The organism is Bradyrhizobium sp. CCBAU 45384 (assembly GCF_028128665.1).
Classification (GTDB): domain Bacteria; phylum Pseudomonadota; class Alphaproteobacteria; order Rhizobiales; family Xanthobacteraceae; genus Bradyrhizobium; species Bradyrhizobium manausense.
This window is the reverse complement of sequence record NZ_LBIZ01000120.1, coordinates 358,275-379,066: the sequence shown is the minus strand read 5'-3', so window position 1 is coordinate 379,066 and position 20,792 is coordinate 358,275. Positions and strand designations below refer to the sequence as shown.

The following is a 20,792-nucleotide window of genomic DNA, read 5'->3' as shown; positions in this document are numbered from 1 at the left end:
ACGGTTTTGCCGTACGCAGCCCGTCTTCGCCCAAGAGGGCCTCGCCGGACAAGCCGGCCTGGGCCGAGAGCGTCGCCGGATACAGGCGCCGTTCGTACGACACGGCTTGTGCCGGGCTCACGGGGTTCGGCTCAATCCTCCGCCCCTGCCCTCACATCCGCGCCGGCGCTTGCTGCGTCCACCGCTTCCCCGACCCACGTTCGTGACGACGTACGATCGCCCCTCTCCACCGGGCCGGGATGGCGAGAGAATGCCGTAAAACCGAATTTCGGTAAAGTGGAATATTTTTGCGGGAGGGGATTGACGGGGTTTGGTAGAAAGCGGGGTGTTTTGCCCGACGGGTTGGTCCTCCCGGATTGCGCTTCGCTGCATCCGGGCTACGAACACGATGGGCTTCGCTGCGCTCTACCCATCCCACGCACCGCGTGTTCGACCGCCCAGGTAAGGTTAATTGTTCCTTTCGATTGTCGGTAAAATTTTATCCATTATCGTCCCGGCCATTCAAGACGAACCAGGGGCTTCCGACAGTGTTTGCGTTTTGCCTGATCGTGACTGGGACTGCACTGCTTCTCTCCGGCCTGGTGGCCTTCGGCCTTCATAGAAATTCGCTGCACTCGTTGGCGCTGCTGTAGGCGGATCAGCGAGCTGCTTCGTAGCTTCGTCGGATGGGTAGAGCGAAGCGAAACCCATCAGCCTCTCGTTCGGCAACAAAGCATGATGGGTTTCGCTAGAGCTCAACCCATCCTACGCACTACGCTCTCTCTCCAGGGACCTGCCAGCAACGCCGGCAAATCGCCCATGCGGTGAAAGACGTCGTCGCAGATCGCGGCCAACTCCTGCGCGGCGTCCGGATGACCGCCGGCAAAACCCAAGACTTTCATTCCCGCGGCCTTTGCTGCGCGGGCTCCGGCCAACGAATCCTCGACAACAACGCAGGCCGAGGGATGAGCACCCATCGTTTGCGCGGCATGCAGGAACAGGCCGGGATCCGGCTTCCACGAGCCGACCTCGTAGGCACTGAAAATGCGGCCCTGGAAGTGCGCAAGAAGCTGCGTCAATCCGAGCGCATGCGTGAGCTTCGACATCGGCCCGTTGGACGCCACGCAGACCGGAACTTTGATCTCAGCCAGCGCGCCATGAATTCCTTCGACGGGCTTCAGTTCGGCATCAAACGCCAGCGCCGTTGCCTGTCGAACGTCGGCAACGAACGTCTCCCTGACGCCGCGGCCGAGACGACGCTCGATCTCGCTCACGCAATCGGCCATCTTCACCCCTCGGAATGACCGGATGGCGTCCTCGACGCTGATCGCGACGCCCTCCTCGGCTGCGACGCGGGCGAAGACCGTGAGGGCGATGATCTCGCTATCGACCAGAACGCCATCAGAATCGAAAATAATGAGCTCGGGAGTTACGCGTAGATTCATCTCGCGGAGGTGTCCTCGCCGCCCAATTGACGCCTCGTGATGCGATTGTCGGCGCGCCTTAGCCGCCGGCACAGCTCGCGATTGATGTTTTGCAGGACGATGACATAGGCGTGGATGTCGGCCTTGTAGCAGGCGTAGAGCTTTTGCGCTGAAAGCTCGTACAGCACGGTCTCGCTCTCCGCAACCACCGTGGCGGAACGGTTCTGCATTTCGATCAGCGTCATCTCGCCGAAGAAATCACCACGCTCCAGGACGGAGATCGGGATGACGCTTCCCGAATCCGCCCGTTTGCTGACCGCCAGCCGGCCGGACTTGACGATGAACATCGAGCGGCCCTGCTCCCCCTCCGCCACCACGGTCGCGCCGGCATCGAAGCGGCACTCCACCAGCATCGAGATCAGCAGGTCGAGGCTCGCGTCGGTGAGGCCGCCGAAGAACGGCGTCGCGAGCAGGAACGCTTTCAGATCGGGGGAGCTGGCCGTCATGGCGCGAGGATAAGTCTCCTCATCAGTTGCGGCAAGATGGCAGCGGCTACGAACTCAACTCACCGCCGCGCAGCGTGCGTTTTCGCCACAGGTCGACCATCACCTTGCCGGTTGCCGCGAGCACGAGCGCACACAGTGCCGCCTTCGAGATGGTCTCCATCGTTCCCTCGATCAGCAGGCAATGGACCACGCCGCACACGACGATGACGATCGCGAGCGGGATATGGATGAACCGCCAGGTGCGCAGGCGCAGGCCCAGCCGCCGACGCAGGGGTGCCAGCAGCGCGACGGCGAAGATCGCCCACATGGCGATCACGCCAAAGGGAGAGAACGGGGTCGGCGATGAGAAAGTCAGCGCGTCGATCATGTCGGGCGGGCTGGTGAACCAGAGGCCGGCGACGTGGATCACCACGGCCAGGGCCAGCGCGCCGCCGATCCAGTGATGGGCGCGCCTGTTGCGATAGGCCGATAGTCCCGGCAGAACTCCCCCGATCAACAGCGGCTGAACCAGCACCAAAGCGAGGGCGACGATGCCAGCGAAACCTGCGAGGATGTAGACCGGGCCGCGCCATGCGAGCTGCTCGCTCGTCGCGGCGAGTGCGATCGGCACGCCGACGGCCACAGCGAGGGCGGGCCAGATCAGAAATCTTCCGCCCTTCACCTGCAACCCGGTCAGGCCGGCTGAAGCACGAAGTGCGCCTCGAGGCTGGTGTCCTTGGCGCTGCGCATGATCGGCCGCAGGAAGACGGTCTTGAACTCGCCGCTGTCATAGGCGAGGTGACCATGCGGCTGGCCGAAGATCGGAATGATCTGCGGCATTTCGAGCCGGAAGGCGCCGTCCTTGTCGGTGAGCGTGGCGCCGTGGCTCTGCGGCTCGTGCTCCTGGCCTTCGACCGTGTGCGCCCAGATCTGGATGCGCTGCCCGGCGAGCGGTGCTCCATCGCCGGCGCGGCGCACGGTGCCGCTCATCCAGAAGCCGCCCTTGCCGATGCGCTCCACGATCGGCGCGCCCTTGCGGTAGTTGTTGGCGCCGCCGGTCATCGACTCCGTCGGCGCGAGGCCTTCCGCGCGGGCAGGCAGCAGCCCGGATGCGCCGGCGGCCAGGACGCCCGACGCCAGCACGGAGCCGCCGCCGATGAGCAGGTTGCGGCGGTTGAGTACGACAAGGGTCATGTCTGTCCTCCTGGCAACGGTGGCGCGGCACAGAGGCTACACCAACAGGCACGAAACGCCCAGCTGAGACGACGGGCGTCATGGGCCGCCATAACAGGGTTGTGAAGGAGGCTCTACCCATCCCGCGCCGCGACACTACATGTCGCTCTCTCAGACGCGCGGTTCCCACACTTCGGTAGTCCCCCATGATGCCCTTCTCCGTGCTCGACCTCGCGCCCATCAAACAGGGTTCCGACGCCGCGCAGGCGTTTCGCAATTCGCTCGATCTGGCGCAGCACGCCGAACAATGGGGCTTCAAGCGGTTCTGGCTCGCCGAGCATCACAACATGACGGGGATTGCGAGCGCGGCGACCTCTGTGGTGATCGCTCACGTCGCGGGCGGCACGAAAACGATCCGCGTCGGCTCCGGCGGGGTGATGTTGCCGAACCATTCGCCGCTTGTCATCGCCGAGCAGTTCGGAACGCTGGAGTCGCTCTATCCCGGCCGGATCGATCTTGGCCTCGGCCGTGCGCCGGGCACCGACCAGCTCACCGCGCGGGCGATGCGGCGCGACCTGGCGACGGCTGCCGAAAACTTTCCGCATGACGTGCTGGAATTGCAGGCGCTGCTCAGCGACCCCAAGCCGAACCAGGCGATCCGCGCCGTGCCCGGCATGGGCACGAAGGTGCCGCTATGGATCCTCGGCTCCAGCATGTTCGGCGCACAGCTTGCGGCGATGCTCGGGCTGCCGTTCGCGTTCGCCTCGCATTTCGCGCCGCAGATGCTGATGCCGGCGCTGCGCGAATATCGCGCGCGGTTCGAGCCGTCGGCTCAGCTCGAAAAACCCTATGCCATGGTCGCCGTCAATGTGTTTGCCGCCGACAGCGATGTCGAGGCGCAGCGGATGTTCACCTCGCTGCAGCAGCAGTTCATCAATTTGCGCCGCGGCACGCCCGGACCTTTGCCGCCGCCGGTGGACGACATGGATGCGCTGTGGTCGCCGGCCGAGAAAGCCGGCGTCGCGCAGTCGCTGGCGATTTCCGCCGTCGGCTCGCCCGCGGTGGTCGAGGAGAAGCTGAAGGCGCTGATCGCCGACACCGCGGCGGACGAGCTGATCACCACGGGCCAGATTTACGATCACGCCGCACGGCTGCGCTCGTTCGAGATCGCGGCCGAAGTGCGGGACCGGATTGCGAAGCAGCGGGCGGCGTGATCGTACAGCGATGAAGGTGCGCTCCCTCCCCCGCTTGCGGCGCGACGAGCTTCGCTCGCGCTGAGAGGGTTGGGGAGCGGGTGTCTCCGCGATGGGACAATCCCCTGAGGAAAGAGCCCTCACCCCGACCCTCTCCCGCAGGCGGGAGAGGGAGCGCACTGCCCGCGTAGCTGGAGCTCACTTCAATCCAGCAATGGGCTGACGTCGCGCATGTTTTTGTGGCACAAGGGCCGCTATCACCGACCGACCTTTGAGGCCACGCATGCCCGCGCCAAAACCGCCTGCCTTCGAGACCCTGAGCCTGCATGCGGGCCAGCATCCGGATCCAGCCACCGGCGCCCGCGCGGTGCCGATCTACCAGACCACGTCCTACGTGTTCCAGGACTCCGACCATGCGGCGGCGCTGTTCAATCTGGAGCGCGCCGGCCACATCTACACGCGCATCTCCAACCCGACCACCGGCGTGCTGGAAGAACGGCTTGCGGCGCTGGAAGGTGGTGTCGGCGCGATCTGTACCGCGAGCGGCATGGCGGCGATGCATCTCGCCATCGCGACGCTGCTGAACGCGGGCGACCACATCGTGGCGTCGAGCTCGCTCTATGGCGGCACCATCAACCTTTTGGCGCATACGCTGCCGCGCTTCGGCATCACCACGAGTTTCGTGAAGCCGCGCGATCTCGACGCGTTCCGCGCCGCGATCAAACCGAACACCAGGCTGGTGATCGGCGAGACCATCGGCAATCCAGGGCTGGAGGTGCTCGACATACCCAAGGTCGCGGCAATCGCGCATGAGGCCAAAATCCCGCTGCTGATCGACAACACCTTTGCCACGCCCTATCTCAGCCGCCCGATCGAGCTAGGGGCCGACATCGTCATGCATTCGGCCACCAAATGGATCGGCGGCCATGGCATTGCGATCGGCGGCGCCATCGTCGACGGCGGCCGCTTCGACTGGCGCGACTCCGGAAAATTCGGCGTGCTGACCGAGCCCTATGGCGGCTATCACGGCATCGTCTTCGACGAGCAGTTCGGCACCGCGGCCTTCATCATGCGCGCACGCACGGAAGGATTGCGCGATTTCGGCGCGTGTCTATCGCCGACCAACGCGTTCCAGCTGCTGCAGGGCGTCGAGACGCTGGGCGTGCGCATGGACCGGCACATGCAGAATACGCTATCCGTGCTGGAGGCGCTGAAGTCCAACAAGGCGGTCGACTGGGTGCTGCATCCCGCGCTGGAGAATCACCCGGACTATCAGCTCGCCAAGACGCTGCTGCCGCGCGGCGCCGGCTCGATCATCTCCTTCGGCATCAAGGGCGGCCGGGCCGCCGGCCGGAAATTCATCGAAAGCTTGCGCATGATCAGCCATCTCGCCAATGTCGGCGACGCCAAGACGCTGGTGATCCACCCGGCCTCGACGACGCATCAGCAGATGGATGCCGAGCAGCTCAGGGCTGCCGGCATCGGCGAGGAACTGGTGCGGCTCTCGGTCGGCATCGAGAGCGCCTCCGACATCATCGACGATCTCGCGCAGGCGCTGCGCATCTCGCAGAAGGTTTGACACCATGATGCTTTCCGTCAACGGCGCCGAAATATTTGCCGCGACCGGCGGCCGTGAATTCGACAAATCCCTGCCGACGGTGGTCTTCCTGCATGGCGCCGGCTTCGACCATTCGAGCTGGGCGCTGCATACCCGTTGGTTCGCCCATCATGGTTTCGGCGTGATCGCGCCTGACCTGCCCGGTCACGGCCGCTCGGCGGGACCCTCGCTCGGAAGCATTGCTGACATGGCCGACTGGACAGCGGCGCTGCTCGATGCGGCGGGAGCTGCGAAAGCGCATCTGATCGGCCATTCCATGGGATCGCTGATCTCGCTGGAGACGGCCGCGCGTCATCCCGACAAGGTCTCGGCGCTGAGCCTGATCGGCACGGCGGCGACCATGACGGTTGGCCCGGACCTGCTCAAGGCCGCCGAGGCCAATTCGCAGGATGCCAACGACATGGTCTCGATCTGGGGCCTTGGCTTCAAGGCCGAGCTCGGCGGCAGCCTCGCGCCGGGCCTGTGGATGCATGGCGGCGCGCAGGCTGTGCTGCAAGCTTGCGAGCCGGGCGTGCTGTTCAGGGATTTGTCGGCCTGCAATGCCTATGCGAATGCGCTTGCGGCGGCCGCGACCGTCAAGGTTCCGACCACGCTGATCCTTGGCGAACGGGACATGATGACCCCCGCGAAGGCAGGCAAGGCGCTTGCGGCGGCGATCCCGCATGCGAAGACCGTCGTCGTGCCGGGCGCGGGCCATATGATCATGGCGGAGCGTCCGGATGAGCTGCTCGCGGCACTGAAAGGCTGATCGGATCAATTGTCGCGTCGGCGCGTTGCTGTCGAACATCCCTGCGACTGCAAAAGGGAACTCGACGCATGCCAAGACAGGAAATCATTCGCAAAGCCAAGCAGGACAAGCGCGCCGGCAAATCGGCCAGCACGCAGGCCGGCGAATTCGTCAAGGACGAGATCGACAAGATCAGGAAAGGCAAGCACGGCGCACGCTCGACCAAACAGGCCATTGCCATCGGCCTGTCCGAGGCGCGCCGCGCCGGGGTCGATCTGCCGCCGCCGCGCAAAGGCGCAAAGAAGTCGACGCGCAGAAGCGCAGAATATGCCTATGAGGTCGGTCAGGGCAAACGCACGCCGAAGCGCCGGCCGAAAGTGTCGCGCGCCGTCGAGAGGGTCCTGAAGAAGGAGCCACGCTCGACCGCATCGCGGAGCGCGCTGTCGAAGCAGGGCAAAAGCGCCGCAAAGCGGCGGTCCGCTGCGTCCCGCTCGGCGGCTGCGCGCAAAGCGAGCCAAACCAAGGGTGCCAGGGTCCGCTCCGCCGCCGCAAAGAAGGCGGCGCGCACCAGGGCGCGCCGCCGGAGTTGATCCGCCTCAGGAGCCCGGCGTCCACTTCCAGACGATGTCGGAGACGGTGACCGGCTTCGGAATCAAGCCGAGCTTGGCAAAGCGGTCGGCCACGGCCTGCTGGGTTGCGATCACCTCGGCATCAAGCGGCACGACCCGGAAGTTGGAGCGATCCACGAAGCGCCTGACGGCCTCGATATCGACGCCGGTTGCCTCCGCCTGTGCCCTGGCGACCTCCTCGTGGTGCTGGTTGGCCCAGGCGCCTTCGGTGGCAAAGGTGGTGTTGAGCTTCGCGACGAGCGACGGATACTTTTCCACGAAATCGGTATTCGCGATGTAGAAGGCGTTCGGCTTGTGCACGTCCTTGTCGAAAGCGATGACGCGCGCGTTCTCCTTCAATTCGGCGAGCGCCAGATACGGATCCCAGATCGACCAGGCATCGACCGAGCCCTTGACGAAGGCCGCCGTCGCATCGGCCGGCGCGAGTGGCGCGGGCGTGATGTCGGACCAGGACAGGCCGGCCTTTTCGAGCGCGGCGACCAGCAGATTATGCGCGCTCGATCCCTTGCCGAAGGCGACGCGCTTGCCCTTGAGATCGGCCAGCGTCTTGATGGCCGAGTCTTTCGGCACGATGATCGCCTGGGTGTTGCCTTCCGATTTCACCGCAGCGACGTAGCGGATCCTGGCGCCGCCGGCCTGCGCGAAGATCGGCGGCGCATCGCCGACATAACCGAAATCGACGCTGCCGACATTGATGGCTTCCAGCAGCGGTGGACCGAACTGGAAGTCGATCCACTTGATCTCGATGCCGAGCGGCTTGAAGGCGTTCTCCAGCGTCTGGCGCTGGCGTACGGCGGGGAAGAAACCGCCCTTCTGCGTGCCGATGCGGATTTCGGCCGGCTTGTCCTCGGCGCGCACGGGCGAACCCGCCGCACCTGCCAGCAACAGAGCGCCGGCGATGATGTGTCGTCGCGTGATCATTTGCAAAGTCCTTTCGGTCTGCTGGTGCTCAGATTGTGACAAGGTGCCGGCGCTCCGCGAACACGGCGCGTGCGGCGCGTTCGGCATCCCGGGCCGACCGGAACTGGCGGCCCTCGAGGCTGTCGAACAGGCGTTCTGAGGAGAAGAAGCGGAAACCGCGCTCGTCGCTGGCGATGATGCCGGCGGTGCGGTCGTGAACTTCGATGATATAGGCTTTGGGCATGGCTGCTCGTTCGCCGAACGGGTCGGCGTTCCTGTCAAGAGACTGCGATCGGGATTTTGGCTCGGCGATCAGCAGCAACAACAGGCGCCGGTCGCGGCCGAGACGCAGCGACGCATCATGCGCTTGCGCATGTCGCCTCTCACTCGCTGGTCATTCGATGTCATCCGGCAGCCTTCGGCTCGACGATGCAGTTCCGACGTTTCGAATATCGAGGGATTGACCCGATCGGTCAATGAAATGGCTATCCATATTTGCCGCGGTCGCGTGTGCGCGCTTCTCTGCGCGCAAGCCGCCGCAGCCGAAATCATCTCGCGATGATGTCAACACGCAGGGGGTCCCTAGCGTGGTACCGTTGCCCAGAGGGGCCGCAGAGAAACGCGGGAGGACGACACGGCAGGGCGGCCACGCCATCGTGGTCAATCTGAAGGCACCCTCTTCCAAGCTCGGAGATTGCCGTAGGGTGGGCAAAGCGAAGCGTGCCCACCTTCTATTGCGATGTCGAACGGGTGGTGGGCACGGCGCAAGTGCGCCTTTGCCCACCCTACGATTCCGAATTCGTGGAGAGAGCTCACCACATCGTCGCGGCGGCGCGCTCCGGCCAGAGGCGGTCATACTCCGCGCCGCCGACCTTGTTCTCGCTCATCTCGGCAAGGATCTGCCCAGGCGTCGGCAAGGTCTTCGGGTCGACGCGCTTGTCGGGATTCCAGAGGTCGGCGCGGACGATGGCGCGGGCGCATTGGAAATAGATCTCGTCCACATGCATCACCATGACGCTGCGCGGCGCCTTGCTTTCAACCTTGAACGAAGAGAGCAGCTCCGGATCAACAGAGAGATGCGCGCGGCCGTTGGCACGGACCGCGTTGCCGGAGCCGGGGATCAGGAACATCAGCGACACGCGGGGGTCACGCACGATGTTGCGCAAGGAATCGATTCGGTTGTTGCCGCGGCGATCCGGCAGCATCAGCGTCTTGGGATCGTGGATACGAACGAAGCCGGGAAGATCGCCGCGCGGTGAGCAGTCGATGCCTTCGGGGCCGATGGTGGCGAGCGCCGCGAACGGCGCCTTCTCAATGAAGACGCGGTAGAGCGGGGTGACGTGGTCGGCGACTTTCACGGTCGAGGCGTCGTTGGTGGCGCCGTAGATGGCCTCTAACTCCTCGACCGTCTTGATCACCGTCATTCCATTTTCTCCCGTTCTGCCCGCTATTCGCGCCAGCCTTCATCCCTGATCACGCGCACGAGCTGGCGGCTGTGATCATCGGCACTGCCGGCGTTGAAGATTGTAACATCAGCCTGCGCCGCCGTGTCATCGACGTTGCGCGCGAGCCGGTCGGCGATGTTGCCGTCGCTGTTTCGCGCCCGCGCGGCAAGTCGCTGCGCCAGCAGGTCCGGCGGCGCCGTGATCGCGACCACGATGACATTGGCATAGGCCTGGCGCAAGGCTGATATCACGGTGCGCGAGACATTGACGACGACAGCACGCCCGGCGCGGATGTCGTCGTTGATCTCCAGCGGCAGTGCATAGGAATGCCCGTGCGCGTCCCAATGCACGGCGAAATCGCCGTGCTCGCGCGCGCGGGCGAATTCGTCCGGGCTCATTGCGATATTGTCCTCGTCGGCCGAGGCGGCACGCGTCACGACACGCCGCGGGAAGACGATATCGTGATCATCGGCGCAGGCTGCCTGCGCCAGCCGCAACAGCGTGTCCTTGCCGGCGCCGCTTGGCCCGACCACGAGCACGAGGCGGCCGGGGCCAATCGCCGCCGCCTTGCCCTGCGCCGTGGCCGTGGTCTCGCTCATGCGACGCGGCCCCCTTCGCGCCAGACGCTGCGCACCACGGGAACGCTGCCGGCGACATGGACGCGGATCAGATCGGCCCGCTTGCCGATTGCGATCTCGCCGCGGTCGGTGAGGCCGACCGCATCAGCCGGCGCCTTGGTCACGGTGCGCACCGCCGCCGGCAGGCTGATCGACGGCGCATGCTCGGGCAATTGCAGCGCGCCCATCAAGAGGCTGGACGGGATGTAGTCGGACGACAGGATATCGAGCAGGCCTTCGCGGGCAAGGTCGATCGCGGCGATGTTGCCGGAATGCGAGCCGCCGCGCACCACGTTGGGCGCGCCCATCAGGATGTCGATGCCGGCCTGGTGCAGGCCGCGCGCGGCCTCGAGCGTGGTCGGGAATTCCGCCACCGCGACGCCGTCACGCACGGCGTCGGCGACGTTTTCCGCGGTGGTGTCATCATGGCTCGCCAGCGGAATCCTGTACCGATGCGCCAGCGCCACGATCTCGCGCATGTTGGCCGCGCCGTATTTCTTCTGATAATCGAAGCGCCTTGCGAACAGCTCGTCGAGCTCGGCGTCGGTCATGCCGCCGCCCTTGCCGCGATAATAGTCGCGCAGCTTCACTTCATCGCGGAACTGGCGCTGGCCGGGGGTATGGTCCATCAGCGACATCAGCTTGACGTCGGGCCGGTCGATCAGCTCCTTGGCTTCCTCGACCACGCTCGGCATCGGGATTTCGCAGCGCAGATGCAGGAAGTGGTCGGCGCGCAACAGATGCGAATCGCGCGCGGTCGTGATGGCCGCAGCGAGCACGCCGGCGCGGCCATCGACCTCCTCGGCGCCGTCCTCGCGCCAGACACGGAGCGAGTCGAACACGGTGGTGATGCCTGAGGTCGCAAGCTGGCCGTCATAGGAGATCACGGCCGCGACGGGATTCCAGAATACCTTTGGGCGCGGCACGTAATGCGCTTCGAGATGATCGGTGTGCAGCTCGATCAGGCCGGGCATGATCAGATCGCCGCCGGCATCCTCCGCACCCGCGGGCGCCCTGCCCTCACCGATCCCGGCGATGCGTCCGTCGGCAAGCGCAAGCCAGCCCTGTTCGATCACCCGGTCCGCCAGCACGATCCTGGCGTTGGCAATCACTGTGTCCTTCGGCTTCATTTCCATGTCCTTCAGGCCGCGGCGGCAAAGCTGGTGACGTCGACGATGCGGTCGGCAATCAAATGCCTGACTTCGTCGTCATGGACAATGGCGACCATGGCGACGCCCTGGCGCTTCTTCTCGGCGATCAGCGCGACCACGACGGCGCGGTTGGCAGCGTCGAGCGACGCGGTCGGCTCGTCCAGCAGCAGGATCGGCAGGTCCGAGATGAAGCCGCGCGCGATGTTGACGCGCTGCTGCTCGCCGCCGGAGAAAGTCGCGGGCGGCAGCCGCCAGAGCCTTTCAGGGATGTTGAGGCGATGCAGCAGCTCGCCGGCGCGGGCTTGCGCATCGGTTCGGCTCATCCCACCAGCGATCAGCGGCTCGGCGACGACGTCGATGGTCGCCACCCGCGGCACCGCGCGCAGGAACTGGCTGACATAGCCGATGGTGGCGCGACGGACGTTGAGCACTTGCCGTGGCTCGGCGGTGGCGAGATCGATCACCTCGCCGCGATGGCGGATGCCGATGCGGCCGGAATCGCAGCGGTAATTGCCGAAGATCATCTTCAGGATCGAGGATTTGCCGGCGCCTGACGGGCCGGACAGCACGACACACTCGCCCGGCTGGACCTGAAAGGTCACGCCGCGCACGACAGGCAGCTCGATGCCACCTTGCAGGTGCATCGTAAAGGTCTTGCCGGCGTCGGCGATGTCGATCATGGCGGTCATTGCAGAGCTCATGGCGGCAGAATCGAGGAGACGAGGAGCTGGGTGTAGGGCTCACGCGGATCGTCGAGCACCTGGTCGGTGAGACCTGTCTCGATGACGCGGCCGCCCTTCATCACCATCACGCGATGCGAGAGGAGACGCGCCACCGCGAGATCGTGGGTGACGATAACGACCGCGAGATGCAACTCGGCGACGAGGTTGCGCAGGAGATCGAGCAGGCGCGCTTGCACGGAGACATCCAGACCGCCGGTCGGCTCATCCATGAACACCAGCCGCGGCCCGGTGACGAGGTTGCGCGCGATCTGGAGGCGCTGGCGCATGCCGCCGGAATAGGTCCGCGGCGCATCGTCGATACGCGCGACGTCGATCTCGACCCGGGTGAGCCAATCGGAAGCACTTTCGCGAATCCGGCCGTAATGGTTCCAGCCCACGGCCATCAATCGCTCGCCGACATTGGCGCCGGCCGAGACCGCCATGCGCAGGCCCTGCGCGGGGTCCTGATGCACAAAGCCCCAATCGGTGCGAAACAAGAGGCGACGCTCGGCCTCGCCGAGCGAGGCGAGATCGCGGGTGACGCCGTCGCGCATCCGATAGAATACCTGCCCGTCGCTCGCTGCGAGCTGGCCCGACAGCATTTGCAGCAATGTCGACTTGCCGGAGCCGGATTCGCCGACGATCGCCAGCACCTCGCCCGGATAGAGCGCGAACGACACGTCACGGCAGGCGGCGATGCGGCCGTAGGACTTGCTGAGGGAGTTTGCGATCAGCAATGGCTGATCGGCTTCCTGAATATCCTGATCAGCCATTGGATGCCTCCGGCGCCTTGTCCTTGTAGGGCGCAGCGCTCAGGGCACCGTGATGGCCGGCGGCCTGACGGCCCTCGCAATAGTCGGTGTCGGAGCAGACGAACATGCGGCTGCCCTTGTCATCGGTGACGATCTCGTCGAGATAAGAGTCTTCGGCGCCGCACAGCGCGCAGGGCGCGTTGAAACGATACGGCTCGAACGGGTGATCCTCGAAATCGAGCGACACCACCTGAGTGTAGGGCGGGATCGCGTAGATGCGCTTCTCGCGGCCGGCGCCGAACAATTGCAAGGCCGGGCAATTGTCCATCTTCGGATTGTCGAATTTCGGCGTCGGCGACGGGTCCATCACGTAGCGCGCGTTCACCTTGACCGGATAGGCGTAGGCAGTCGCGATGTGACCGAAGCGGGCGATGTCCTCATAAAGCTTCACATGCATCAGGCCATATTCGGCGAGTGCGTGCATGCGGCGGGTCTCGGTCTCGCGCGGCTCGAGGAAGCGCAGCGGCTCGGGGATCGGCACCTGATAGACCAGCACCTGCTTTTCGTGCAGCGCGGTCTCCGGGATGCGGTGACGGGTCTGGATCACGGTCGCCTCGTCGGTCGACGTCGTGGTGGCGACGCCCGCGGTCTTGGCGAAGAATTTGCGGATCGAAATCGCGTTGGTGGTGTCGTCCGAGCCCTGATCGATCACCTTCAGCACGTCCCCAGGTCCCAGGATCGCGGCGGTCACCTGCACGCCGCCGGTGCCCCAGCCATAGGGCATCGGCATTTCACGGCTGGCGAACGGCACCTGATAACCGGGGATCGCGATCGCTTTCAGGATGGCGCGGCGGATCATCCGCTTGGTTTGCTCGTCCAGATAAGCGAAGTTGTAGGCGGGCGCGTTCATTCCGCGGCCTCCTTCATGGCATCGGGCGTATTGGCTTCGGCAGAAGCTTCGGCAAATTCCTTGCGCAGCTTGCGCAAGAGGCCAAGCTCGGACTGGAAGTCGACGTAATGCGGCAGCTTCAGATGCTCGACGAATCCGGTCGCCTGGACGTTGTCCGAATGCGACAACACGAATTCTTCATCTTGCGCCGGGGCGAGGGCCTCTTCTCCGAGCTCGCGGGAACGCAGCGCCCGATCGACCAGCGCCATCGACATGGTCTTGCGCTCGCTCTGGCCGAAGGCGAGGCCATAGCCGCGGGTGAAGCACGGCGCTTCGGTTGCCGAGCCCTTGAACTGGTTGACCATCTGGCATTCGGTCAGTTCGATCGAACCAAGCGGCACGGCAAAGCCGACGTCCTCAGCTGCGAATTCGACCTCAACCTCGCCGAAGCGGATCTCGCCCGCGAAGGGGTGATTGCGGCCGTAACCGCGTTGGGTGGAATAGCCCATCGCCAGCAAGAAGCCTTCGTCGCCGCGCGCGAGATTTTGCAGGCGCAGGTCGCGGTCCGCCGGAAAGTTCAGCGGCTCCCGCGTGAGATCGCCGACGACGGCACCGTCTTCAGCCTGTGGCGAGGATTCGATCAGCCCGTCGCGGCCGAGGATGTCGGTCACGCGCGGCGTCGGCGCCGTTGAGGCTTCGCCCACGGCCGGAGCTTCCGGCACAAAACCCTGGGCGAGCGAGGGATCGAGCAGGCGATGCGTGTAGTCGAAGGTCGGCCCGAGGATCTGGCCGCCGGGAATGTCCTTGAAGGTCGAGGACACCCGCCGCTGCACCCGCATCGCGCCGGTGTCGACCGGCTCGCTGGCGCCGAAGCGCGGCAGGGTGGCGCGGAAGGCCCGGACCAGGAAGATCGCCTCGATCAGATCGCCGCGCGCCTGCTTGATCGCGAGCGCCGCGAGTTCGCGGTCATAGAGCGAGCCCTCGCTCATGACGCGATCGACGGCGAGGCCAAGCTGTTCGGAGATCTGGTCGAGCGAGATTTCCGCAACGTTTTGATCGCCGCGTCTGGCATTGGCGAGCAGGCGATGGGCGTTCTCGATGGCGCGTTCGCCGCCTTTGACTGCGACATACATGCCTCTAGCCTCCCTTGCTCGCAACTCGGGTCGTGCGCGGGATCGCGACCACGGCATCATCGGCGACCAGCACCACGTCGATGCCGCGCGGAAACAGCGTCTCGTTGAAGCGCAGCTGCTCGAACAGGTCGAACGGCTTGAACGACGCCTCAAGCGTCGCGACGCAGTCGATGCCGGGACCGCGGAGCTCGAAGTTTTGTCCTGCGTCCAGGCTCTCGACCTGAATGATCACGGTGGTCGAACGATCCGGATATTCGTTGGTGCCGAGCGCGAACCGCGTAAGATTGGGCAGCAACACGCCGTCGCCGATCAGCGCGAAGGCTGCGATCGACGAATCCTGCACCACCGGCGCACCGGTGTGAAACTTGAGCCATTTCAGAACGTCGGTGCTCTCGGCCATGCGCGCATCGAGCCATAGTGGCGTGTCGTGATCGAACAGCGTCAGCGCAATCGCGGCGGTGCCGCGCATCATCGTATCGGGCGTTCCCGCAATCGGCACGATGCGCTGGACCGTGCCGGGCCGTGCCATTGCGTCCATGACCGAGCGAAAGGTCGATTGCGCCGACAACACCTTGTCGGCGAATCCCGGCGGCAGTTCCGCAATCGTTGTCATGGCCTCACCCTTCACCGCGCACCATGGTATAGAAATCAACCTTGGTCGCAGCCGTCTCTTCGGCCTGCTGCTTGCGTCTGACCATAAGCTGCTCACGCAACGGAGCGATTACGTCGCGCTCGACGGCGACGCCGAAATCGGGCGACTGCACCAGCGCGTCGCACAGCGCGATCAACCGTGCCTTCTCACTGTTGCGCCCGAGCGTGTAGCCGAAGCCGACCTCGCCGCTGGCAAGCCGCACCGCAGCGCGCGACACGGTCGCCTCACCGAGATTGAACGGCGCGCCATCGCCGCCGACTCGGCCGCGCAGCATCACCAGGCCGTTTTCCGGTTCGCGCAAATCCTGATGGCCGGGCAATGGAATCGTGCGGAGGCAAGCGGCGATCTCGCCTGCCTCCGCGTGCGCCAGCACGGCCATGGCGGCCTTGCGCTGGGCTTGCTGGGTATTGTGCTGGGTCACCGAATCCACCGGCCTTCCACCAAACTTGCCGAATTGAAGTTGTCTATGATAATAGACAACTTCATACGGAAACGCCATGACTGTTTCGTGACAAGCGTGTGATTTTAGGGCTAGGCTGATCGCCGAGATGAGCATGCAGGACACCGCTTCCTCGGGCGTCGCGCTGTGGCGCCTCGTTGCCGACGGCATCGAGCGCGGCATCGCCGACGGCCGCTTTGCCGCCGGCGACAAATTGCCGGGCGAGATGGAGATCGCCGAAACCTATCGCGTCAACCGCCACACCGTGCGGCGCGCGCTCGCAGCCCTTGCCGAACGCGGCATCGTGCGCGCCGAGCGCGGCAGCGGAACCTATGTCGAGGCGCAGAAGCTGGCTTATCCCTTGCGCTCGCGCACGCGCTTCTCGGAGATCGTCGGCGCCGAGGGCCGCGAGCCGCATGGCCGGCTGATCGAGGCGTCAGAGGATGCCGCAACGCGCGAGCTTGCACGGGAATTGGGCGTGAAGACCGGCGCGCCGCTGGTGCGGATCGAAGCCATCCGCCTCGCCGACCGCACGCCGATCTGCGTCTCCACCACCTGGCTGTCGGCGGAGCGATTTCCGGGCGCCGGCACGGTGTTCTCAGCCACGCGCTCGATGACGAAGATGCTCGAGCACTACGGGATCCGCGACTACCGCCGCGGCGCCACCAGGATCACCGCCGGCATCGTCGATGCGACCGATGCCGCGCGGCTCGATCTGCCGCTGGGACGGCCGATCCTGGTGGTCGACGCGACGGACCTCGATCTCGAGGGCAAGCCGCTGGTGACGAAGCATTCGCGCTTTGCCGCAGAGCGGGTGGAGTTTTTGGTGGAGCCGTAGGGGGAGCTCGCTCTCTCCAGGAAAACGGAGCCGTAGGGTGGGCAAAGGCGCTCTTGCGCCGTGCGCACGTCTTTCTCGATCGCTAGAGATGGTGGGCACGCTTTGCTTTGCCCACCCTAAAGCAGCGGTGCTCAGGCCGCCGCCCTTCGCCCAATGATCGCGAACCGCAGAGCCGTAGGGTGGGTTAGCCTTGCGGCTGCGCGAAGCGCAGTCCGAAGGCGTAACCCACCTCTTTTGTCTCCGCGGAGACGGACAGTGGTGGGTTACGCCTACGGCTAACCCACCCTACGGCAGCGGTGCTCAGGCCACTGCCCGCTTACCAATGATCGCAAAGCGCAGCTTGCCCGAGATGAAATCGATTCCCGCGACGGCGACCAGGATCATCAGGATCAGGAACGACACCTTCTGCCATTCCAGCACGCGGATCTGCTCGGCGAGCTGGAGGCCGATGCCGCCGGCGCCGACGATGCCGATGATGGTGGCCGAGCGCGTGTTCGATTCGATGAAATACAGCACCTGGCCGGCGATGACGGGCAGCACCTGCGGCATCAGGCCGAAGCGGATCTCGTGCAGCGCGCTGCCGCCGGAGGCGCGGATGCCCTCGACCTGCTTCTGATCGGCGCCTTCGATCGCCTCCGAGAACAACTTTCCGAACGCACCGAAATCCGCCACGGCAATCGCGAGAACGCCGGCGAACGGGCCGAGCCCGACCACATTGATCCACACCAGCGCCCAGATCAGCGTATCGACGCCGCGGATCGAATCCAGGAACCGCCGCACCGGGAAACGGACGATGTTAGGGACGATATTGCGGGCCGCAAGCAGGCTGACGGGCAGCGCCAGCAAGGCGGCCAGCGTGGTGCCGAGCAGCGCGATCGACAGCGTCTCGCCCAGCGCTTTGAGATAGAGCGGGAGCGACGATCCGGGATCGGGCGGCATCATCATCATGCTGATCCAGCCGAGCTGGCTTAGGCCCGAGATGAAACGCGCCGGCGAGAAATCGAGATCGACCAGGCCGAACACGAAGATCGCAAGAGCCGCGATGAGCATCGCCGGCGTCGCCAGGCGTGCCGATACCGGACGGTCGAAGACGTCAGGGTAGCGCGCGCGGAGCTTCTCGGTGTTGACGTCCTGCGGCTTATTCAATTCCGCGCCTCCTTGCCGAACAGGCGGCCGCGCACCCAGCCGGTGGTGATGTCGATCAGGAACACCGTGACGATGATGGTGACGAGGATGGCGCTGACGTCGGAGTAGTAGAATTTTCGGATCCCGACGATCAGCTCCTGCCCGATGCCGCCGGCGCCGACAAAGCCCATCACCGAGGCCTCGCGCACATTGATCTCGAAACGCAGCAGCGCGTAGCTGGCGTAACCCGCCGAGACCTGCGGCAGGATCGCAAAGCGCATGCACGACACCCAGCTCGCGCCGGTGGAGCGGATGCCCTCGACCGGCTTCATGTCGGCGTTCTCGACCATCTCGGAAAACTGCTTGCCGAGCGCGCCGGTGGAATGAATCGCGATCGCGAGCACGCCCGCGACCGGACCGAGGCCGAAGGCCATGACGAAGATCAGCGCGAACACGATGCCTGGCACCGTGCGCGCGAACTCAAGCAGGCGCCGGACGGTGAAGCGCAGCCAGGGCGCGGGCGAGGTGTTCTCGGCGGAGAAGAAATTGAGCAGGAAGGCAAGAACGGCGCCGATCAGCGTGCCGACATAGGAGATCAGCAGCGTCTCGCCGAGCAGCTTCAGCCATTTGTGCAGGCCCCAGAACCACTCGCCGAGATCGGTCCAGACCCGCTGGCCGCTGTCGAGGGTGAGGATGCGATTGAAGTAGCTGACGAAGTTGCCGAAATAAGTGAAGAAGGTGCGCAAATTCACCTCGGCGCCGATCGAGGCCACGATCAGCGCGGCGACGAACAACGTGAAGCCCGCCAGCAGGCGCAGGCGCTTGCGTGCGACTGCCTCGCGATAGGCGGCGTTGAGGGCGGCGAGCTGCTGCTCGGGAAGGATCGAAACCGCAACCGTCATCGAAGGCACAGATCCATCAAGAAAAGAGCCGGGTCCATCGACCCGGCTCGAGTAGCCTCGTCCCGACGAGCTCAGGACGCCTTCTTACGCAGATTATCGACGAACCTGATCAGATCGATGGTCTTGTTGTAATCGTCGTTCGCAATCGGCTCCCACGGCTTGTTCTTGCCGTCGGAGAGCTTCTTGAACGCCTCGGGGTCCTTGGTCGCCGCATCGAGGAAGGCCTTCTTGATGGCCGCCTTCATGTCCTCAGGCAGGTCGCTCATAGGCGTAGGGCGAGTTGATGATGAGGTCGGACTTCACGACGATGCGGAAGTCCTCCTTCTTCATCAGCGTGCCGTCGGCCGACTTCACCATACCCTTGTTGAGCATGCGGGTCAGGTTGGAATCGTCGTCCGCGTTCCACCAATTGGCAGCGACGTCCACGGTTCCTTGCGCAAGTGCGAGAACGGCATTCTCGTGGCTGCCGGTGAAGACGACCTTCGAGAAGTAGGCATCGGGATCGATGCCGAGCGCGTTCAGCTTGAAGCGCGGCATGTTGTTGCCCGAGGTCGAGTTCGGATCGACCAGGCCCAGGTTCTTGCCCTTGAGGTCCTCGATCTTCTGGTACGGCGATTTCGCCAGCACGTAGAACACCGAGTAATAACCCTTCGAGCCGTCGGAGTTGACGTCGATGACGAAGGCGTCGGTCTTGACGCCGGTAAGCCGGGCACGCGCGAACGAGGCCGGGCCGTAATACCCGATGTGGATGTTGCCGGCGCGCTGGCCCTCGATGAGGGCGGCGTAGTCGTTGGCGACACGCAGCGTCACCTTGACGCCGAGCTCCTTGGACAGATAGCTGATGAAGGGGGCGTAACGCTCGGTCACGCCCGAACCGTTCTCGGCCGGAATCGCGGCGAAGGTGATCTCCGGATATTTCGCCCTCCAGTCTTCGGCGGAAGCGGATCCGGCAAAGGTCAGCGCGGCGGCGCCGGCAAGAACTAATCTGCGAGTGATCATGATGCCCTCTTCATCTGATAGGAGCGGTTGACGCAAAAACTGGTCATGACGGATGCGACGCGGCTCAGGCCGCCGCAGCCGTTCCGAGTGCCGGGACCCCCTCGGGCACCGGCGCAGGCGTGCCGCCCATGACATCGGCGGCTTCGAGATCGTAGAGCTCACGCGCGACAAGGTCGGTCAGCGCGGACGGCGCGCCGTCGAACACCACTCGGCCCGCCGCCATGCCGATCAGGCGATCGCAATAGCTGCGCGCCAGATCGAGCGAATGCAGGTTGCAGAGCACGGTGATGCCGAAATGCTTGTTGATGCGCAGCAGCGCATCCATGACGATCTTGGTGTTGCGCGGATCGAGCGAGGCGATCGGCTCGTCGGCGAGGATGATGTCGGGCTGCTGCACCAGCGCCCGTGCGATCGCCACGCGCTGCTGCTGGCCGCCGGAGAGCTGATCGGCGCGCTGCGCCGCGAGCGAGGCGATGTCGAACTGTTCCAGCGCCGACATCGCCAGCGCCTTGTCCTGCTCGGGCCATACTTGCGACAGCGAGCGCCAGGCCGGCATGGCGGCAAGACGGCCCATCAGCACGTTGGTCAGCACGTCGAGCCGGCCGACCAGGTTGAACTGCTGGAAGATCATCGCCGACCGCGCCCGCCACTGCCGCAGCTCCTTGCCGCGCAGCGCGGTGACGTCGAGGCTTTCGAACAGGATGCGGCCCTGCGTCGGCGTCACCAGACGATTGATGGCGCGCAGCAGGGTCGACTTGCCGGCGCCGGAGCGCCCGATCACGCCGACGAAGCCGCCGGGGGAGATTTGAAACGAAGCCTCGTCCACCGCGGCTTTTGCGCCAAAGCGGCACGTCAGACCTTCAACCACCAGCATGCAGGGCTCCAGAGTAGCTGGAGCCCACCGCTATCCCCGGCGGTTGACACTTGTATGACACGTGCAATGCGGCGTGGCGATCCTACACACTTCATCCCCTGTCATCATATCGTCATGACACCGTCA

General features: G+C 65.0%; 23 protein-coding genes and 1 pseudogene. 5 read left to right on the top strand and 19 right to left on the bottom strand.

All coding sequences use genetic code 11. From position 1 onward, the window contains the following. Window positions 1-734: 734 nt before the first annotated feature. The 4 genes from XH80_RS41540 to XH80_RS41525 are packed head-to-tail and all read right to left on the bottom strand — an operon-like array spanning window position 735 to window position 3,082. On the bottom strand, window positions 735-1,424 hold the full coding sequence (locus XH80_RS41540) for an HAD-IA family hydrolase (RefSeq protein ID WP_271603622.1): 690 nt from the start codon (window positions 1,422-1,424) through the stop codon (window positions 735-737). Continuing rightward, complete coding sequence (locus tag XH80_RS41535; protein ID WP_271603621.1) at window positions 1,421-1,909, bottom strand: Crp/Fnr family transcriptional regulator; 489 nt, start codon at window positions 1,907-1,909, stop codon at window positions 1,421-1,423. Before XH80_RS41535 ends, XH80_RS41540 begins: the two co-directional genes overlap by 4 nt. A 46-nt stretch (window positions 1,910-1,955) precedes the next feature. Further along, window positions 1,956-2,531: a ferric reductase-like transmembrane domain-containing protein gene (locus tag XH80_RS41530; RefSeq protein ID WP_271603620.1), complete on the bottom strand. Its 576-nt coding sequence runs from the start codon at window positions 2,529-2,531 to the stop codon at window positions 1,956-1,958. A 50-nt stretch (window positions 2,532-2,581) separates the two neighbouring features. Further along, a complete protein-coding gene (locus XH80_RS41525) occupies window positions 2,582-3,082 on the bottom strand; it encodes a hypothetical protein (protein ID WP_057759808.1) in 501 nt (166 codons plus the stop codon). Between the two features lie 185 nt (window positions 3,083-3,267). Here XH80_RS41525 and XH80_RS41520 point away from each other — a divergent pair, with 185 nt between their 5' ends. From XH80_RS41520 to XH80_RS41505, 4 genes are all read left to right on the top strand, one after another. Beyond that, window positions 3,268-4,275, top strand: a complete 1,008-nt coding sequence (locus XH80_RS41520) for an LLM class flavin-dependent oxidoreductase (protein WP_271603619.1) — start codon at window positions 3,268-3,270, stop codon at window positions 4,273-4,275. A gap of 262 nt (window positions 4,276-4,537) precedes the next feature. Further along, window positions 4,538-5,833 (top strand): O-acetylhomoserine aminocarboxypropyltransferase, encoded by a 1,296-nt coding sequence (locus tag XH80_RS41515; protein ID WP_271603618.1) that lies wholly within the window; start codon window positions 4,538-4,540, stop codon window positions 5,831-5,833. Between the two features lie 4 nt (window positions 5,834-5,837). Further along, window positions 5,838-6,620, top strand: a complete 783-nt coding sequence (locus XH80_RS41510; RefSeq protein WP_271603617.1) for an alpha/beta fold hydrolase — start codon at window positions 5,838-5,840, stop codon at window positions 6,618-6,620. A 68-nt stretch (window positions 6,621-6,688) separates the two neighbouring features. After that, window positions 6,689-7,189, top strand: a complete 501-nt coding sequence (locus XH80_RS41505; protein ID WP_271603616.1) for a DUF6496 domain-containing protein — start codon at window positions 6,689-6,691, stop codon at window positions 7,187-7,189. Between the two features lie 6 nt (window positions 7,190-7,195). Here the strand turns inward: XH80_RS41505 and XH80_RS41500 are convergent, their stop codons facing one another. The 11 genes from XH80_RS41500 to phnG all read right to left on the bottom strand — a co-directional run bounded on the left by XH80_RS41500 (window position 7,196) and on the right by phnG (window position 15,919). Beyond that, the gene (locus XH80_RS41500; protein WP_271603615.1) at window positions 7,196-8,149 is read right to left on the bottom strand and encodes an aliphatic sulfonate ABC transporter substrate-binding protein; all 954 of its coding nucleotides are present in this window, start codon (window positions 8,147-8,149) and stop codon (window positions 7,196-7,198) included. A gap of 28 nt (window positions 8,150-8,177) precedes the next feature. Then, window positions 8,178-8,372, bottom strand: a complete 195-nt coding sequence (locus XH80_RS41495; protein WP_271603957.1) for a hypothetical protein — start codon at window positions 8,370-8,372, stop codon at window positions 8,178-8,180. A gap of 568 nt (window positions 8,373-8,940) precedes the next feature. Further along, complete coding sequence (locus tag XH80_RS41490; RefSeq protein WP_271603614.1) at window positions 8,941-9,552, bottom strand: pyridoxamine 5'-phosphate oxidase family protein; 612 nt, start codon at window positions 9,550-9,552, stop codon at window positions 8,941-8,943. A 23-nt stretch (window positions 9,553-9,575) separates the two neighbouring features. Beyond that, window positions 9,576-10,172, bottom strand: coding sequence for a phosphonate metabolism protein/1,5-bisphosphokinase (PRPP-forming) PhnN (phnN, locus tag XH80_RS41485; RefSeq protein ID WP_271603613.1), 597 nt, complete (start codon window positions 10,170-10,172; stop codon window positions 9,576-9,578). After that, on the bottom strand, window positions 10,169-11,326 hold the full coding sequence (locus XH80_RS41480) for an alpha-D-ribose 1-methylphosphonate 5-triphosphate diphosphatase (RefSeq protein WP_271603612.1): 1,158 nt from the start codon (window positions 11,324-11,326) through the stop codon (window positions 10,169-10,171). Before XH80_RS41480 ends, phnN begins: the two co-directional genes overlap by 4 nt. A gap of 5 nt (window positions 11,327-11,331) precedes the next feature. Further along, complete coding sequence (phnL, locus tag XH80_RS41475; RefSeq protein WP_271603611.1) at window positions 11,332-12,030, bottom strand: phosphonate C-P lyase system protein PhnL; 699 nt, start codon at window positions 12,028-12,030, stop codon at window positions 11,332-11,334. A gap of 8 nt (window positions 12,031-12,038) precedes the next feature. Further along, the gene (gene phnK, locus XH80_RS41470; protein WP_271603610.1) at window positions 12,039-12,836 is read right to left on the bottom strand and encodes a phosphonate C-P lyase system protein PhnK; all 798 of its coding nucleotides are present in this window, start codon (window positions 12,834-12,836) and stop codon (window positions 12,039-12,041) included. Beyond that, window positions 12,829-13,725: an alpha-D-ribose 1-methylphosphonate 5-phosphate C-P-lyase PhnJ gene (locus XH80_RS41465; protein ID WP_271603609.1), complete on the bottom strand. Its 897-nt coding sequence runs from the start codon at window positions 13,723-13,725 to the stop codon at window positions 12,829-12,831. Before XH80_RS41465 ends, phnK begins: the two co-directional genes overlap by 8 nt. Beyond that, entirely contained in the window at window positions 13,722-14,837 is a 1,116-nt protein-coding gene (locus tag XH80_RS41460; RefSeq protein WP_271603608.1) for a carbon-phosphorus lyase complex subunit PhnI, read from the bottom strand. The genes XH80_RS41465 and XH80_RS41460 overlap by 4 nt, the downstream gene beginning before the upstream one ends. A gap of 4 nt (window positions 14,838-14,841) precedes the next feature. Continuing rightward, window positions 14,842-15,450, bottom strand: a complete 609-nt coding sequence (gene phnH, locus XH80_RS41455) for a phosphonate C-P lyase system protein PhnH (protein ID WP_271603607.1) — start codon at window positions 15,448-15,450, stop codon at window positions 14,842-14,844. 4 nt (window positions 15,451-15,454) lie between these two features. Beyond that, window positions 15,455-15,919 carry a phosphonate C-P lyase system protein PhnG gene (gene phnG / locus XH80_RS41450; protein WP_271603606.1) on the bottom strand — a complete coding sequence of 155 codons (465 nt, stop codon included), beginning with the start codon at window positions 15,917-15,919 and terminating at the stop codon, window positions 15,455-15,457. A 118-nt stretch (window positions 15,920-16,037) separates the two neighbouring features. On the opposite strand from phnG, the gene phnF reads away from it, so the two are divergent. After that, on the top strand, window positions 16,038-16,766 hold the full coding sequence (gene phnF, locus XH80_RS41445) for a phosphonate metabolism transcriptional regulator PhnF (protein ID WP_271603605.1): 729 nt from the start codon (window positions 16,038-16,040) through the stop codon (window positions 16,764-16,766). 300 nt (window positions 16,767-17,066) lie between these two features. Here the strand turns inward: phnF and phnE (XH80_RS41440) are convergent, their stop codons facing one another. From phnE (XH80_RS41440) to phnC, 4 genes and pseudogenes are all read right to left on the bottom strand, one after another. Then, window positions 17,067-17,912 carry a phosphonate ABC transporter, permease protein PhnE gene (gene phnE, locus XH80_RS41440; RefSeq protein ID WP_271603604.1) on the bottom strand — a complete coding sequence of 282 codons (846 nt, stop codon included), beginning with the start codon at window positions 17,910-17,912 and terminating at the stop codon, window positions 17,067-17,069. Then, window positions 17,909-18,793 (bottom strand): phosphonate ABC transporter, permease protein PhnE, encoded by an 885-nt coding sequence (gene phnE, locus XH80_RS41435; RefSeq protein WP_271603603.1) that lies wholly within the window; start codon window positions 18,791-18,793, stop codon window positions 17,909-17,911. Before phnE (XH80_RS41435) ends, phnE (XH80_RS41440) begins: the two co-directional genes overlap by 4 nt. A 71-nt stretch (window positions 18,794-18,864) precedes the next feature. Then, window positions 18,865-19,792: pseudogene (gene phnD / locus XH80_RS41430) on the bottom strand (phosphonate ABC transporter substrate-binding protein). A 64-nt stretch (window positions 19,793-19,856) separates the two neighbouring features. After that, a complete protein-coding gene (gene phnC / locus XH80_RS41425; protein ID WP_271603602.1) occupies window positions 19,857-20,666 on the bottom strand; it encodes a phosphonate ABC transporter ATP-binding protein in 810 nt (269 codons plus the stop codon). Window positions 20,667-20,792 lie beyond the last annotated feature (126 nt).

What these genes read in the sequence shown, in the direction of transcription:
- XH80_RS41525 (WP_057759808.1), bottom strand. Translation starts at nt 3,082, where the DNA reads ATGACCCTTGTCGTACTCAACCGCCGCAACCTGCTCATCGGCGGCGGC.
- XH80_RS41505 (WP_271603616.1), top strand. Translation starts at nt 6,689, where the DNA reads ATGCCAAGACAGGAAATCATTCGCAAAGCCAAGCAGGACAAGCGCGCC.
- phnC (WP_271603602.1), bottom strand. Translation starts at nt 20,666, where the DNA reads ATGCTGGTGGTTGAAGGTCTGACGTGCCGCTTTGGCGCAAAAGCCGCG.
- XH80_RS41540 (WP_271603622.1), bottom strand. Translation starts at nt 1,424, where the DNA reads ATGAATCTACGCGTAACTCCCGAGCTCATTATTTTCGATTCTGATGGC.
- XH80_RS41500 (WP_271603615.1), bottom strand. Translation starts at nt 8,149, where the DNA reads ATGATCACGCGACGACACATCATCGCCGGCGCTCTGTTGCTGGCAGGT.
- phnF (WP_271603605.1), top strand. Translation starts at nt 16,038, where the DNA reads ATGAGCATGCAGGACACCGCTTCCTCGGGCGTCGCGCTGTGGCGCCTC.
- XH80_RS41510 (WP_271603617.1), top strand. Translation starts at nt 5,838, where the DNA reads ATGATGCTTTCCGTCAACGGCGCCGAAATATTTGCCGCGACCGGCGGC.
- phnK (WP_271603610.1), bottom strand. Translation starts at nt 12,836, where the DNA reads ATGGCTGATCAGGATATTCAGGAAGCCGATCAGCCATTGCTGATCGCA.
- phnL (WP_271603611.1), bottom strand. Translation starts at nt 12,030, where the DNA reads ATGACCGCCATGATCGACATCGCCGACGCCGGCAAGACCTTTACGATG.
- XH80_RS41460 (WP_271603608.1), bottom strand. Translation starts at nt 14,837, where the DNA reads ATGTATGTCGCAGTCAAAGGCGGCGAACGCGCCATCGAGAACGCCCAT.
- phnH (WP_271603607.1), bottom strand. Translation starts at nt 15,450, where the DNA reads ATGACAACGATTGCGGAACTGCCGCCGGGATTCGCCGACAAGGTGTTG.
- XH80_RS41480 (WP_271603612.1), bottom strand. Translation starts at nt 11,326, where the DNA reads ATGGAAATGAAGCCGAAGGACACAGTGATTGCCAACGCCAGGATCGTG.
- phnE (WP_271603603.1), bottom strand. Translation starts at nt 18,793, where the DNA reads ATGACGGTTGCGGTTTCGATCCTTCCCGAGCAGCAGCTCGCCGCCCTC.
- XH80_RS41495 (WP_271603957.1), bottom strand. Translation starts at nt 8,372, where the DNA reads ATGCCCAAAGCCTATATCATCGAAGTTCACGACCGCACCGCCGGCATC.
- XH80_RS41515 (WP_271603618.1), top strand. Translation starts at nt 4,538, where the DNA reads ATGCCCGCGCCAAAACCGCCTGCCTTCGAGACCCTGAGCCTGCATGCG.
- XH80_RS41465 (WP_271603609.1), bottom strand. Translation starts at nt 13,725, where the DNA reads ATGAACGCGCCCGCCTACAACTTCGCTTATCTGGACGAGCAAACCAAG.
- XH80_RS41490 (WP_271603614.1), bottom strand. Translation starts at nt 9,552, where the DNA reads ATGACGGTGATCAAGACGGTCGAGGAGTTAGAGGCCATCTACGGCGCC.
- phnN (WP_271603613.1), bottom strand. Translation starts at nt 10,172, where the DNA reads ATGAGCGAGACCACGGCCACGGCGCAGGGCAAGGCGGCGGCGATTGGC.
- XH80_RS41535 (WP_271603621.1), bottom strand. Translation starts at nt 1,909, where the DNA reads ATGACGGCCAGCTCCCCCGATCTGAAAGCGTTCCTGCTCGCGACGCCG.
- XH80_RS41520 (WP_271603619.1), top strand. Translation starts at nt 3,268, where the DNA reads ATGATGCCCTTCTCCGTGCTCGACCTCGCGCCCATCAAACAGGGTTCC.